The organism is Oleiphilus sp. HI0043 (assembly GCF_001634935.1).
Map to the genome: position 1 here is coordinate 1 of NZ_LWEY01000336.1, position 14531 is coordinate 14531.

12 protein-coding genes are annotated in these 14531 nt (G+C 43.9%); 8 read left to right on the forward strand and 4 right to left on the reverse strand.

Features of this window, described 5'->3' with window-relative positions:
* Window positions 1-231 (reverse strand): hypothetical protein (locus A3729_RS04750; RefSeq protein WP_156497665.1); only part of this gene is annotated, 231 nt, incomplete at its 3' end.
* Window positions 232-385: 154 nt separating this feature from the next.
* On the opposite strand from A3729_RS04750, the gene A3729_RS04755 reads away from it, so the two are divergent.
* Together A3729_RS04755 and syd are read left to right on the forward strand one after the other, a co-directional pair.
* On the forward strand, window positions 386-859 hold the full coding sequence (locus A3729_RS04755) for a hotdog domain-containing protein (protein ID WP_068510682.1): 474 nt from the start codon (window positions 386-388) through the stop codon (window positions 857-859).
* Between the two features lie 16 nt (window positions 860-875).
* Window positions 876-1430, forward strand: coding sequence for a SecY-interacting protein (gene syd, locus A3729_RS04760; protein ID WP_068554184.1), 555 nt, complete (start codon window positions 876-878; stop codon window positions 1428-1430).
* A 26-nt stretch (window positions 1431-1456) separates the two neighbouring features.
* Here syd and cysB read toward each other — a convergent pair whose 3' ends face one another.
* The gene (gene cysB, locus A3729_RS04765; RefSeq protein WP_068510261.1) at window positions 1457-2434 is read right to left on the reverse strand and encodes an HTH-type transcriptional regulator CysB; all 978 of its coding nucleotides are present in this window, start codon (window positions 2432-2434) and stop codon (window positions 1457-1459) included.
* A gap of 241 nt (window positions 2435-2675) precedes the next feature.
* Between cysB and A3729_RS04770 the strand changes: the two genes are divergently transcribed.
* Complete coding sequence (locus A3729_RS04770; RefSeq protein WP_068510263.1) at window positions 2676-3473, forward strand: sulfite exporter TauE/SafE family protein; 798 nt, start codon at window positions 2676-2678, stop codon at window positions 3471-3473.
* 33 nt (window positions 3474-3506) lie between these two features.
* A complete protein-coding gene (locus A3729_RS04775; protein ID WP_068633292.1) occupies window positions 3507-6245 on the forward strand; it encodes a LuxR C-terminal-related transcriptional regulator in 2739 nt (912 codons plus the stop codon).
* A gap of 292 nt (window positions 6246-6537) precedes the next feature.
* On the opposite strand, the gene dinG is transcribed toward A3729_RS04775, so the two are convergent.
* Both dinG and A3729_RS04785 read right to left on the reverse strand, forming a co-directional pair.
* Window positions 6538-8664, reverse strand: a complete 2127-nt coding sequence (gene dinG / locus A3729_RS04780) for an ATP-dependent DNA helicase DinG (protein WP_068510267.1) — start codon at window positions 8662-8664, stop codon at window positions 6538-6540.
* A gap of 60 nt (window positions 8665-8724) precedes the next feature.
* Window positions 8725-9621, reverse strand: coding sequence for an AraC family transcriptional regulator (locus A3729_RS04785; RefSeq protein WP_068510269.1), 897 nt, complete (start codon window positions 9619-9621; stop codon window positions 8725-8727).
* Between the two features lie 180 nt (window positions 9622-9801).
* Between A3729_RS04785 and A3729_RS04790 the strand changes: the two genes are divergently transcribed.
* From A3729_RS04790 to A3729_RS04805, 4 genes are read left to right on the forward strand one after another with little or no spacing between them, the layout of a single operon-like run.
* Window positions 9802-11292: a CoA-acylating methylmalonate-semialdehyde dehydrogenase gene (locus A3729_RS04790; RefSeq protein ID WP_068510271.1), complete on the forward strand. Its 1491-nt coding sequence runs from the start codon at window positions 9802-9804 to the stop codon at window positions 11290-11292.
* Between the two features lie 39 nt (window positions 11293-11331).
* Complete coding sequence (locus A3729_RS04795) at window positions 11332-12492, forward strand: acyl-CoA dehydrogenase family protein (RefSeq protein ID WP_068510274.1); 1161 nt, start codon at window positions 11332-11334, stop codon at window positions 12490-12492.
* Between the two features lie 56 nt (window positions 12493-12548).
* Window positions 12549-13349 (forward strand): enoyl-CoA hydratase, encoded by an 801-nt coding sequence (locus tag A3729_RS04800; RefSeq protein WP_068510276.1) that lies wholly within the window; start codon window positions 12549-12551, stop codon window positions 13347-13349.
* Window positions 13350-14504, forward strand: coding sequence for an enoyl-CoA hydratase/isomerase family protein (locus A3729_RS04805; protein WP_068510278.1), 1155 nt, complete (start codon window positions 13350-13352; stop codon window positions 14502-14504). It begins immediately after the preceding gene.
* The last annotated feature ends 27 nt before the right edge of the window (window positions 14505-14531 follow it).

A 14531-nucleotide genomic window follows, 5' to 3' on the forward strand; every position in this document is an offset into this window, starting at 1 on the left:
TTGGGAGACAGGTAGCTGAGGCGGGTATTTGATTGAAACCGGACGGTTTATTTTTTTACTTAGACGATCTTTAGATTCCTCAATTTCTTGAGTTAGCTTTTCAAGCTTTTCCTCTAGGGCGTTATCATCACCGTGTGATGAGAGTTGCTTGAGTCGTTTTTTAAAGTGACTTTGATCTTTGTAAGAACAGCTGGATATGGCCTGCTGAAGCTTTCTGACATCTAAGGGCATTAGATAAAACCTGGTTCAAAATAACAAAAAATAATAAAGCTAAGTTTTTGATTCGTACGGATTCTAGCCTATTCTAAATAGACGAACCTTAAAACTATTCTGTCAAAATTAGTTGTAAAGAAAATTAATTCAAAACTATAGAAGCTAAGAAGTTATGCGCGTACTTGAAAACATTACCTATGACGAATTAAGAGTCAGCGATTATGCCACATTTACTAAAACATTAAGTGATGAGAATTTGGTTTTATTTGCTGCGACTAATGGCGAAATGCCGCTGAGTGCTTTATCTGTCGATGCTGCGAAAAAGAATGTATATGACGATACAGTCGGCTATGGCATGTGGGCTAGCTCACTTATCTCAACCGCTTTCGACAAAGTCATTCCTGGGCCTGGAAGTATCTACCTGGACCAAAACCTAAGCTTTAAGCGAAAAGTAGAGCTGGGAGACACGCTGACGGTAAAGCTCACTGTACTCCAAAAGCTCGAAAACCATAGAGTGTTGTTTCAGTGTGACGTTAGTAATCAAGATGGTGAAGTCGTGGTAAATGGTGAGTCGACTGTAATCGCCCCAATTGATAAGATATCTGTAGACCAACAATCACTCCCACGAGTACACATCAAGAACTAGGCTTTATTAAATTATAATGGATAAGATTTTTTTAGCGCTCGATTCAATACTAACCCGTTACGAAAATCTTTTTCATAATGCTAATGAACTCGGCTTACCCTCTTTTCAATGCGACCCGATCTGGCCCTCGCCTTGCGCAGTTAGTATCGTCAAAGACTGTCATTACTGGCGCCATAAGGAAAAGAGATCAGGGAATATCTTTGCAAGCCTTGAAGATGCGCTCGAGACCAAATTCCATCCCGATTTCCACGCCTTCTTCGAAAGCTACTGGGCGAACGGAATGCGTGTAGAGCACCCTTTAGTTGATTTTGCGTTAATACAAACGTGGAACGAAGAAGATCAGGAGCGTCTAAAAGAAAATATACTCGGACACTGTTTCGCGAAGCTTAAGAACAAACAGAGCTTAACGCTATTTATCGGCTGCACCGACAGCAATGAAGTTGTAAGTATTGAAAATCATAGCGGGAAAGTCATTTTAGAGCGCCCAGGTCGAAAAGATTATAAAGAGTTGGCTGACAACCTTGAAAGTTTCTTGCTAGCCCTCAACCCTACAGCACTCGAGTACAACTAAGGCGCCTTCATGTTAAGCCATGCTTCTTAGTAGCGCGGGAGCTTAACATTTTCAAACATTTCTTGAACGTCCTGACGATGCATATGGCGGTAGCATGCTTCCTCGACAACCTTCTGAGTAAGATGAGGTGCAAACTGTTGTAGGAACTCATACATAAAGCCGCGCATAAAGGTCCCCTTCCTGAATCCGATATTGGTAACACTTGCCTCAAACAGTCGGTCGGTATCAATCGCAGTCAAGCCGACATCTTTTTGAGTGTCGTAAGCCATGGATGCTACGATCCCGATACCCAAACCGAGTTTCACATAAGTTTTTATGACATCGGCATCGGACGCAGTAAAGACAATATTTGGAGATAATCCAGCCTCTGAAAAGGCAGCATCAAGCTTGGACCTCCCGGTAAACCCTTTCACATAGGTGACAATCGGGAATTCAGCTAGCTTGGCTAATGTTATATCACTATCTGAAGCAAGCGGGTGATTGTTAGGCACGATAACGATTCTATTCCAAGAATAGCAAGGCATCATGATTAAGTCTGGATGATGCTCGAGCGCCTCAGTCGCAATTGCGAAATCCACGGTGCCATCTGAGGCAAGTTCGGAAATTTGAGCAGGTGTTCCCTGGTGCATATGCAATGAAACATCGGGAAAGCTATTCATAAATCGACTAATTACCGTCGGCAGGACATAGCGCGCCTGTGTATGTGTAGTAGCAATCGACAAGTCACCTTTGTGCTCATTATTAAACTCCTGAGCAATTTTTTTAATACTTTCGACTTCTCCAAGCACATCGCCAACAACTTTCAGTATCGCTTCGCCTGCGGGTGTTATCCGTGTTAGGTGCTTACCACTACGAGAGAAAATCTCTACCCCCAGCTCGTCTTCTAGCAAACGAATCTGCTTACTTATACCGGGCTGAGAGGTGTATAAGCTTTGTGCAGTTGCAGAAACATTTAAGTCGTGATGAGCGACTTCCCATATATAACGGAGTTGTTGTAATTTCATTATTATCTCCAGACAGGATCGGGTTACACCAAAATGATATAAAGCTATAGCTAAATATTCTTATTGGAAATAAAAAAACTTAGCTATAGTATGAGAAATAGCATCAAATTGGTGCGCACAGCTTTGTTTAATGTGCTGTCTAAGTTCAATTTGGCTCGAAGTGTTATCAACAGCAAGGCCTCAAAAACGGCCATTTGATTAACTAAGCCTTGTATTTCCCTATCTATATTAGACCATAATCATGGAATTTCTTGCTTTAGGTGATTTTATTACGTACGTGCTTGCCGGAGCCGGTGTTGGTTTTGCGGTTGGGGTGACGGGTGTCGGTGGCGGGTCCTTAATGACGCCGCTTCTTATACTCTTCGGTTTCCCGACTCATATCGCCATTGGAACGGATCTAATTTATGCCGCCGCAACAAAGGCGAGCGGTGTAATTTCGCATGCGAAACAGTCTACTGTTAACTGGCAGATAGTATTTAGATTAGGCTTAGGCAGTATCCCGGCTTCACTTGTTACAGTCTACATGCTGAAGAACCACTTTGGTGATCCGTCCAGCTATCAACACATCTTATTAACTGTGCTTGGCTGTATGTTAATAATGACCGCCCTGGTAATTCTTATAAAACCTCGCCTTACCCGTTCATTTAATCTAAGCAGTAATGAGCGTCATAAGCTTAAAAAATACCAAGGCTTATTAACTGTATTTGCAGGGTTTATTCTCGGTATTTGTGTAACCCTAACGTCTGTTGGGGCTGGCGCATTTGGTGCAGCAGTTTTGATGATGCTTTATCCACGCTTAAACCCCGTTACTATCATCGGAACTGATATTGCCCACGCGGTACCGCTTACGCTCATAGCCGGGTTGGGACATATGCAGCTTGGTAATGTGGATTTCGTTCTTTTAATCTCCCTGCTAGTTGGGTCTATTCCTGCCATTCACTTTGGTTCAAAATTGAGCAAAAAACTACCAAGTGAAATATTGCAGCCAATATTAGCCAGCATCCTATTGATTATTGGGGTAAAATACGCGATCTTTTAGCCAATAACGCACAACACAAATACAGTTGAAGCTATGTCGCCAACATTTAATCTACTTAAAACAAAGTTCTTATCACCGCCATATAACCCAAGCAGTATTTTAAGAAAGCACCTACTAGAGCGGCTTGAGCTTCGGAGTGGCAGAAAGCTGGTGTTGGTTTCTGCACCTGCAGGCTATGGTAAGACAACCCTTGTTTCGCAGTGGCTACATCACAGTAAATCAAAACACTGCTGGCTATCACTTGATCAGAACGACAATCAGGCACTGAGATTTTGGCGTTATTTTCTTGGAGCGCTTCAAAGCTCTATTTCTGAATTCGGAGAAGAAGCACAGACACTGCTTCGGGACGATTCAGCTCACATTGAGGGCGCTGTCACTTCGATAATTAATGAGTTGAATGAATGGGCTAGCCATAATGAGCACCTTGATATTGTCTTAGATGACTTTCATAACATTGATAGTAAGGAATGCCTGAACCAGTTCGCCTACTTTGTCGATTTTCTGCCACCTTCTGTTCAAATTATCATCACATGCAGGTTCGAACCTTCGCTTCCGATCTCTCGTTGGAGTGTAAAAAACTGGGTAGACCAAATACAATCATCAGACTTGGCCTTCTCTATTGAAGAATCTAAAGCTTTTCTTCTTGATTATATGAATCTATCGTTAAGTGATGCGCAAGTAGACTCCTTGTTTGCATCCAGTGAGGGCTGGATAGCCGCATTACAACTTGCAGCGCTATCCGCCGTCTCCACTCCCAAGGCTGACCAGTCGCTCATATCTGTAGATAGGCTTCTTTCAGATGATAGGCATCTGAGCGAATATATTGTGAGTGAAATTCTCTCTCAACAGCCGCAAAATGTTTCAGACTTCTTATTGAGGTCTTCATGTTTACTCCGCTTAAACGCGCAGCTTTGCGACTCGATGCTTAATATCCAGGGTTCTGCGAAGATACTTGACCACCTTTATAGAGCAAACCTCTTCATTACCCCCTTAGATAATGAACATAGCTGGTACCGTTATCATGAGATGTTTAGAGAGTCGCTCCTTCGAAAAATTAAAGTAGAGCAACCAACACTTCTAGAAACATTGCAGAAAAGCGCTATTGAGTGGCTTGTCACGCATGAACAAGCCCATGAAGCGATAGAGCAAGTTGTTCAACTTCAAGATTGGGATCTTTTAATACAATTGCTTGAAAAAAATGGTAACAACCTAATACATGAAGGGCATCACTTACTCGTTTTAGAGTGGCTTCGAAAAGTACCCGAAAAGCTATTTAGCCAGTCTCCCCGCGCGATTATGCTTAAGATCTGGGCATTGTTCTTCAGTAACAAAATTGAAGTGATTGCCCCTTTGCTAGAAGAGCTGGAACTCCTTATTGATAAGCAACGCTTGCTTTGCATTGAAACTAGCGCAAGTGAATTAATTGACTTACATAGTGAGATCTCGCTTATTCGGGCCTATCTGGCTCGCAGCCAGTCAGACCTAAAGAGCGCAGGACAATTAACTAAAGATGTTCTGAAAGAGCTCGATACAACCAAGATGCCCCTTAAATCCGTCACCTATTACGGAATTGGTCTTGATAGCTTCGCTGTCGGTGACCTGGAGTCTGCGGAAGCTGCTTTGAGCGAAGCAATTGAGCATGGCAAGCGAGAGAAGAAATATACCACGGTGCTATCAAGCAGCGGCCTGCTTGGATGGATCTATTTTTACCAAGGTAATCTTGAAAAAGCGTTAGAAACCGGGATTATTAACCAACAATGGATCGATAGCTATCACGACAACTCTCAACCTAGAATAATTTCTTGTTGGCAAAATAGTGCCTTGGCATTGATATATACAGAGAAAGCCGAATTTACTATCGCTCAGTCGTACATCAACCCCTTGCTACGACATTTGGAAATTGGGACAGAGCCAGGCCAGCACATAATCATTCAGTACACCCAAGCAATGCTTTATTTTGCACAGGGCAAATATGTCGATGCTATCGAATGCTTGGATGATGCATGGCATACCTATCAGCACAAACGAGACTCCATCGTTTTCACTCCACCAAGTATCATCGCACTAAAGGCTCGCTGCCTTTTATCAATGGGGATGATAGAGAAAGCTCAATTTGTGATAAATGAACTAAACGAAGAAAGCATTAATGCTGTCCCCTTAAACTATGAGGATATTAACCTAACAAAAGCACGGATTTTTGCGGCGCAAAGTAATTATAAACTTGCATTGGAAGTAATTAACCGTCTTGCTGAACAGACTCGTTCTAAGCACCATGTATACAACCTGATTCAAGTATTGAACCTTTCTGCCTCAATCTACCATAGCCTCCACAACTCAAAAGAAGCCGAAGAAGCAATTAAAGAATCATTACATCTCGCATCACAGGACGGCTTCATCTCTGTTTACACCAATGAGGCTGTTGAGCTTCTTCCGGTTCTAGCACTGGGTGCTGATCCCAGCATACCTGACAGCTATTTGCAGAAATTGAGCGCAACATTAGGATTAAGCAATGAGACCAAGCCTGTTCAACAAGATGAACTGCCTGGCGCAGCAGCATTGGAGAGCAATAAGCAATTGCTAGAACCTCTTAGCTCGCGCGAACTTGAAGTGCTCGGCCTGATTGATCAGGGCTTAGCAAACAAAGAGATCGCTCAGAAGCTAAGCCTCGCACCGGCCACCGTCAAAGCACATATTCGCAACCTATATGGAAAGATAGAAGCAAAGAGTCGTACAGAGGCTTTATCAAAAGCACGAAGCATTGGTCTGATCTAATATACGAGATCATAAAGTGTGATGCGCATCACACTTTATATCACTTAAGCCTAGGCGTAAGCCTTATGGACGATCTAATTAAGCCTGACTAAGCCCTATTATAAACTCATCGAAACAAGCAGTACTAAGTAAAAACTTCAGGCCTTTTACTTAGCGATGTTTGCGTCTTTCAGGTATTAGTTTTCCGATCAGGGCTTCCCTACAAGGCCCGACTTGTGAACGCGGCGAGATGATAGTTCGGCATCATCCGCCGCTTTTTTTTGCCTAAATTTTATAGATTCAGCAGGTTTGCTTAGCCAAACTGTCGACGGTATGGCGGCAATGAATTGATCAAGAGATTACCGTAACGACGGGTGAGCAGCCGATTATCAAGAATCGTCACCTGGCCGGTGTCTTTCTCCGTCCGAATCAAACGACCACAAGCTTGAATCAACTTAAGGCTGGCATCTGGCACGGTCACTTCCATAAACGGGTTTCGACCTTGCGCCTCGAGCCACTCACTAATGCTTTGCTCTAAAGGGTCGTTAGGCACAGAAAACGGTATTTTGGCAATAACAACATGCGTAAGGTAATTGCCTGGCAAATCAATCCCTTCAGCGAGGGAAGCCAAGCCAAACAAAATACTTCGCTTTGAAGAATCTATAAGCGCTTTATGTTTGTTTACCAGCTCCTGCTTTGAGTATTCGTCTTGGGTCATAATATCTTTGCGTAAGACCGGGTCTATTTGATAAAGCACGTCATTCATTTGCTTTCTAGAGCTGAATAAAACTAATACAGCTTGATCATCACCAATCCAGTTTGCCAGATTTGAGGATATTTCCTGAGTGTGCTGTTCAGGGTCTGAAGCTGACGATGTCATTGGAGGAATTACCAGCTTGGCAACTTGATTAAAGTCAAACGGGCTTTGCACTCGATGATAAACACTATCAGCGGGTAAACCTGCTTTGTGAGCAAGTCGGTCAAACTTGCCAAGCGCTGTTAATGTTGCGGAGGTTAATATTGCTGCGTAAGACTTTTTCCACAACGCTTCGTGAAGCAAGCCACCCGCGCTTAATGGGCTACCATGCAAGCTAATATCGGCAGCGTTTTCATATTCACGCAGCATTAACCAACGCGCATTCGGCGGCGCACCTTCTTTTTCAACTTTTCCGTAGAACATCCAAAGCGCGTGCAAACCTTCGGCTCTGTCACACAATGCACCAATAACAGGAAACCATTGCTCCCCTTCTTCTCGAGATAAACCGCAATCTGATTTTTCATCAACAACTTTGTTCATTTCGTTTCGAATATCGTCAAGCAAACGACATAAACTCGCAAACAAAACTTTTAGTTCTTGCGCTGCATCTAAAAGCGCTTCGGGTATAACTCCCTGTGGGAAGCGAAATCGTTTGACACTATTATTGTCTTCTTCATCCCATTGAATTTCCTGAGCAAGGTAATCATAAGTACGTGTAATCCAGTCATGTAGCTGAGTAGATACCAAGGAAATATCCTCAATATTTTTGTGAAGAAAATTACCCTGCGATAAATAAGGTGAAAGCTCCACCATTGCTTTGCTAAGCACCTTGAGCCAGTTATCGGTACTTTTAAGACCGCCTTGAACCGTAAAATGATTGAGTGCCTTATCTGCCAAATGGTGCCCTTCATCCAGTACCAAAATAGACTGCTCGGGTGCTGGCAATATAACGCCACCACCCAAAGCCAGATCTGATAACAAAAGATCATGATTAACCACGACAATGTCAGCATTGTCCCAGGTCTTTCTGCTTTCATAATAAGGGCAAGAATTAAAATAGCTGCAACGGCGCTTGCTGCACTGCTGATTATCAGTCGATAGACTGCGCCAAACTTCAGGTTCGATCACGCTTTCCCAGGTATCTTTGTCGCCATCCCAAGCTCCTGAAGCGTATTTAGATAGATACACCTCTAGCTCAGATTTATCGGTAGAAACGCTATCTTCCTGGGTTAGAAATAGCGGTAACGCAGTAGTATCGCTATTGACATTATCAAGCTGTTGATCCAGCTTGCTCAGACAAAGGTAACGACCCCGACCTTTTGCCAGGGCATAGTTGAAATCAAGGCCGGAGTATTTCGCTAGCTCAGGTAGGTCCTTGCTCATGACCTGATCTTGCAAAGCGGTTGTAGCGGTAGAAACGATAACTTTTCTACCTTGCGCTAAAGCAAGAGGGAGCACTGAAATGCTGTAAGCAAGCGTTTTTCCAGTGCCGGTGCCTGCCTCGACAACACATACTGCTGGGTCGGACTTTCGTGCACCCTGATCATCTTCTTTAATGCTGCCTAAATATTTTGCTATCTCGGCAATCATTACTCTTTGCCCATATCGCGGGCGGAATCCTTCCCTAGAAGTAAACTTGCGATAAGTGGACTGTATGAGTTGTTTTTGACTGTCTGTAAGCATTGGTTAAATAAATAACTATTTTTTAGGCGATTAATAAGGAGAGAATAAAAATATTTCGTTTTACAAAGGCGCGTCCAGCCGCTTGCGCAATTCCTTACGGTAGTTTCTAGGCGAAACCTTCATAAGTTTCTTAAAGACGCGCGAAAAATAAAGCGCATCATCATACCCGAGTTGGTAAGCAATATCAGAAATACTTATGTTTGTTTGCTCAAGTAAAGAACATGCCTGCTCGATCTTCATGTTCGAAAAGTGTTTTAGCGGTGAAATACCAGTCAACTCATGATAGCGCCTGGAGAAGTGGTATTTAGAAACACAGCTAACATCTGCAAGATCAGCAAGACTTAGTGACTTGCCAATATTTTGTTGCATAAAATCCTGTGTCTTTTCGACACTTATACCACCATACTTTTTTGCATCTTCCATCACTGTATGTGCTGTTGAAATCAAAAGATGGCTCAAGAGGCTACTAACGTAGATATAAGAATCCAGGGTAAAACTCGAGCGAGCAATACCAATGAGCTCCCGAAAGCGAGCTAATGTCTGAACGTCATGAGCTTTAACAACTGAGGTATCAGATGCCTTAAATAAATAGCGGTAATAACTATCAGCAAGGTCACCACGAAAATGAAACCAGAAAACTGTCCAGGGTGTTTCAGGGTCAGAGCGGTATTGGTGGGCTGTTTCAGGCGGTAAAATAAACAGGTCCCCTTGGTGAATCTCCCCCTTGTAGTGACTCGTACTTAGATAACCCTGCCCTTCAGCACAATAAATAAGAATATAGTCGTCATGCGCAATTCTCTCCATCTCATGCTTTGCTGCGCTGGGGTAATAACCAATCGACGAAGCAAAGATTTGGCGAGCTATTGGATGAAGCGCGAGCTGTTGCAGAATATGCTTTGGCACACGAATTCGCGTTGCCTGCCTATCCGACAGAGGCCAGTTAGAGGGTTCGCTCATATATAACACTCAGTCAAAAAGCAATATAATCCATATCGATCGCAATTTAGTCAATGACTCTATGCATAATTGTTAGTAGAGTGGCTATCAAATATAAAACATTAGAAATATAAGTTTTACTCGTCTACGACCTTCATTAGCATTCTAAATACTGCATAAAGAATAATAAGGACTCCAATCATGCCTCATCAAGTTCCACTCTTAATCAATGGCGAATTTGTTCACAGTGAAAGCGTGCAAAAACAAAACGTTCTTAACCCCGCGACACAAGAGGTACTTGCAGAGGTCTCATTCGCCACGAAAGGCGAAATTGATCGCGCCGTTGAAGGCGCCAAAGCCGCATTCTTAGAGTGGAAAGAAACCCCTGTCAGTGAGCGCGCTCGCTTGATGCTACGTTACCAGTATTTGTTAAAGGAACATCAGCGTGAGATTGCCGAGATTCTTGCTAAAGACACGGGTAAAAATATTGAAGATGCTATGGGTGATGTATGGCGCGGTATTGAAGTTGTCGAGCATGCTTGCAACATTCCTTCCCTGTTAATGGGTGAGACTGTCGAAAATGTTGCTAAGGGCGTAGATACCTATAGCCTGACCCAGCCGCTTGGTGTGACGCTCGGTATTACCCCGTTTAACTTTCCGGCAATGATTCCGCTTTGGATGTTCCCTATGGCAACAGCCTGTGGAAACGCCATGATCCTTAAGCCCTCTGAGCAAGTTCCCTTAGCGACTGTTCGTTTATTAGAGCTATTCCAGGAAGCCGGGGCACCCAAAGGTCTGGTGCAAATGATTCATGGTGGCAAAGACCAGGTTCACCAACTTATTAAACATCCTGATATTCTGGCGACCTCATTTGTTGGTTCAGTACCTGTTGCCAAAGATGTGTATCTAACAACCACTCGCGAGATGAAGCGTGCTCAATGCTTTGCCGGTGCGAAAAATCACATGGTCGTACTACCTGATGCCGACAAAGACACCGTCATGAACGCATTAGTCGGCGCTACGGTTGGCGCTGCCGGACAACGCTGCATGGCAATTAGCGTGATTGTTTTTGTTGGCGAAACAATCGTCTGGGCAGATGAGCTCGCTGAACGCCTAAAAGCGGTTAAGCCCGGCACTTGGGACTCACCTGATTCAGCTTATGGGCCTTTGATTAGTCCTCAGGCTGTAGAGCGTGTTTCAGGCTTGATTCAAAAAGGAATAGATCAAGGTGCTAACTGCTTGATAGATGGTCGAAACATTGTTGTAGAAGGTTACCCTAATGGCAACTGGTTAGGCCCTACACTCTTCACCGGCGTTTCGACTGAGATGGACATATACCAGGAAGAAATTTTCGGGCCAGTTGTGTCATGCATGAACGTTGAAACGCTTGAAGATGCAATCAATTTGGTTAACAGTAACCCCTACGGCAACGGTACCTCAATATTTACCCAATCTGGCGTTAGTGCACGAAAATATCAGCACGAAATAGAAGTTGGTCAAGTTGGTATTAACCTGCCCATTCCCGTTCCGCTACCTTTCTTTTCATTTACTGGTTGGAAAGGCTCGTTTATGGGGGATTTACATGCTTACGGAAAGCAGGCAGTCCGCTTTTATACTGAGACAAAAACAATTACAGCAAGCTGGAAATCATCTCCTGCGCAAGCACCCAACATGTCGATTAGCTTAAAGTAGACAGATTAATTTATAAGGCCACCTAAAGTATTATATTTTATGAATTACGACTTAAACGAAGATCAGCTCGCTTTCCAGGAAACAGCAAAACGTTTCGCAGAGACAGAACTTGCACCTCAGGCTAGTATATGGGACGCAGCCTGCGAGTTCCCGAAGCAAGCCTTTGTCGAAGCAGGTAAACTTGGGTTTATGGCCATGTACGTGCCAGAGGCTGATAAAGGTATTGGTCTGTCGCGATTAGACAGCTCCATTATTATGGAAGAACTAGCGTCCGGCTGCACCTCTACCGCTGCGTTTATTAGCATCCATAATATGGCGTTTAATATGCTCGCTCGCTATGGGCGTAAGTCTCTGGTAGATCAGTGGTCAGAAGCGCTAGCATCAGGGCGTAAACTCGTCAGTTATTGTCTGACTGAACCGGGAGCCGGGTCTGACGCTGCCTCACTAACGACCAGTGGAAAACTCGAAGGCGATCACTATATCGTTAATGGTTGTAAAGCCTTCATATCCGGCGCTGGCGATACTGACCTTTTAGTCACAATGCTTAGAACTGGCGAGGCAGGCCCAAAAGGTATTACTTGCCTTGCCATACCCGCTACAAGTGAAGGTATCAGTTTTGGTAAGAAAGAAGAAAAGCTCGGATGGAGCAATCAACCGACCCGCTTGATTCATTTTGAGAATGTACGCGTACCCAAAGAAAACCTTTTGGCACATGAAGGTGACGGTTTCAAGTTGGCGATGGAAGGCCTAGATGGCGGCCGAATCAATATTGCTGCCTGCTCAGTCGGTACTGCGCGCGCGAGCCTGCGACAGAGTATTAGCTATGTTAAGGAGCGCAAGCAATTCAATCAGACGATTGCCGATTTTCAAGCCACCCAGTTCAAACTGTCTGATATGCTGACAGAGCTTGTAGCCTCTCGCCAGATGATCCGCCTAGCCGCATTTAAACTCGACCAAGGTGCAGCCGATAAATCGGTTCATTGCGCGATGGCTAAACGCCTAGCGACTGATCTCGGTTTTAAGATTTGCGATGAAGCCCTACAATTGCACGGTGGTTACGGCTATATCAAGGAATACCCTATCGAACGTTACTTTAGAGATACGCGCGTGCATCGTATTCTCGAAGGTACTAACGAAGTAATGCGCTTAATCATTGCTAGAGCCTTGTTATCTGATGAAAACTTCCAGCTTCTCGGATAAGCTAGTAGGCAAGCTTCGCGCATTCCAATCTTCTGAAAAAGGAAAGAACACCCGCTATGACACAAGAAAATCAGACTATTTCCCCTAGTGACAAAATTATTGTTACTGTCGATGGTCATATTGCTAAAATTACTATCAACAATCCACCTGCAAATACCTGGGACTTGGAAAGCCTTGGCGCGCTTTCAAGCGTCATCGTAAAACTCAATGCAATGAGCGGAATAAGTGCCTTAGTCATACACGGGCAAGGCGAAAAGTTTTTCTCTGCTGGTGCAGACCTTAAGCAGTTTAGTAGCGGCGACAAGATACTTTCAAAAGATGTTGCACACCGTTTTGGCGAAGCATTTGAAGCCCTTGCAAGTTTTAAGGGTGTATCCATCGCGGCTATCAATGGTTACGCGATGGGTGGAGGTCTTGAGTGTGCACTTGCCTGTGATATCCGTATCGTCGAAGAACAGGCTCAGGTTGCACTGCCTGAAGCAGGTGTTGGTCTTTTACCATGCGCTGGTGGCACACAGCGGTTGAGTTGGTTAATTGGCGAAGCGTGGGCAAGTAAAATGATCTTGCTCGGGCAGAGAATGGATGCCGAAACAGCCGTTCAAACCGGATTAGCACTAGAAAGTGTACCGAAAGGCGAGGCCTTATCAAGCGCCATGAACTATGCACAGTCTGCAAGTAAGCAAAGCCCCGATGCTTTGTTTGCCTGTAAAAAGCTTTTAAGTACAGCTCGAGAAAACGCCATATCGCTTTCACTTCAGCATGAGCGCACCGAATTCATTAATCTAATTGGTGGTGACAACCAACTTGAAGGCACTAATTCGTTTCTCGAGAAACGCTCTCCAGAGTGGAAAAAGTAAATGAATAAATCATCACAAGCAACTGAGACTGTCGAAACAACAGCGTCCGAAGAAGTGCTAGTCGAAGTACTTGCTGCTAAAAATGGCAGTGTGGGAGTTTTAACACTCAACTCCGAAAAGACGCTAAACGCCCTATCGCTTCAAATGGTCCGTTTACTCACGCAGTCACTAAAAGATTGGGCAAGTAACGATGATATTCAAGCTGTAATTTTAAAGGGGCAAGGCAGCAAAGCCTTTTGCGCTGGCGGCGATGTCCAAGCACTTTATCGCTCTGCGATAGCACAACAAGACGGTGCTTGTATCGATGCAGAACAGTTCTTTTTTGAGGAATATCAACTCAATTATCTTATTCATACTTATTACAAACCGATCATTTGTATTGGGCATGGCTTTGTCATGGGTGGTGGTTTAGGTTTACTCGCTGGCGCCAGTCATCGAGTTATCACCGACACCACTAAACTGGCTATGCCCGAGATAACTATTGGTCTGTTCCCTGATGTAGGTGGAACACAATTTCTTAATCAGGTTCCCTATAATCTAGGATATTTTCTGGCGTTAACGGGCGTAGCTATTAATGCAGCCGATACACTATTTTGCCGCTTAGCTGATTTTGCCATTGAGTTAAATGATGTCGAAAAGCTGATTCATGCAATATCCAAGCTTGAATTTTCAGAAGAAAATGATAACAACCACCTCTTGGTAACAGAAGCTATAAAGGCACTAGAGCTTACAAGCAAACAACTTCAAAGTTCGCAAATAAAGCTAAACCTACAAGTGCTTGAGCAGGCGTGCCAGCATAACTCTTTATGTTCAATTACGGATGCAATCGTAGCTTTTGATGAAAGTAACACTTTTCTCAACAAATCTAAGCAAACTTTACTTGCTGGCTCCCCGTTATCTCTTGTTGCGATTTATGAGCAGTTAAAACGCCATCGTTATACTGATTTACAAAACGCTTTTACAAGCGAGCTGGTTTTAGCGACCAACATGATCCGTCATCCCGATTTTGCGGAGGGCGTTCGTGCGCTATTAATAGATAAAGACAAAACACCTAAGTGGGAATACGCGCACTATACCCATATCCCAAGTTCCGTTATTGAGTCTTTATTTAGTAGGCCTTGGGATAAAAACCCTTTAGATGGGCTACTGGCTTAAGCAAAGCTTCTTATAAATAACAAAGGG

Bases quoted from the DNA above. Each gene is read 5' to 3' on its own strand.
- A3729_RS04795 (WP_068510274.1), top strand. From the start codon at position 11,332: ATGAATTACGACTTAAACGAAGATCAGCTCGCTTTCCAGGAAACAGCA.
- A3729_RS04755 (WP_068510682.1), top strand. From the start codon at position 386: ATGCGCGTACTTGAAAACATTACCTATGACGAATTAAGAGTCAGCGAT.
- A3729_RS04770 (WP_068510263.1), top strand. From the start codon at position 2,676: ATGGAATTTCTTGCTTTAGGTGATTTTATTACGTACGTGCTTGCCGGA.
- syd (WP_068554184.1), top strand. From the start codon at position 876: ATGGATAAGATTTTTTTAGCGCTCGATTCAATACTAACCCGTTACGAA.
- A3729_RS04805 (WP_068510278.1), top strand. From the start codon at position 13,350: ATGAATAAATCATCACAAGCAACTGAGACTGTCGAAACAACAGCGTCC.
- A3729_RS04800 (WP_068510276.1), top strand. From the start codon at position 12,549: ATGACACAAGAAAATCAGACTATTTCCCCTAGTGACAAAATTATTGTT.
- cysB (WP_068510261.1), bottom strand. From the start codon at position 2,434: ATGAAATTACAACAACTCCGTTATATATGGGAAGTCGCTCATCACGAC.
- A3729_RS04775 (WP_068633292.1), top strand. From the start codon at position 3,507: ATGTCGCCAACATTTAATCTACTTAAAACAAAGTTCTTATCACCGCCA.
- A3729_RS04790 (WP_068510271.1), top strand. From the start codon at position 9,802: ATGCCTCATCAAGTTCCACTCTTAATCAATGGCGAATTTGTTCACAGT.
- A3729_RS04785 (WP_068510269.1), bottom strand. From the start codon at position 9,621: ATGAGCGAACCCTCTAACTGGCCTCTGTCGGATAGGCAGGCAACGCGA.
- dinG (WP_068510267.1), bottom strand. From the start codon at position 8,664: ATGCTTACAGACAGTCAAAAACAACTCATACAGTCCACTTATCGCAAG.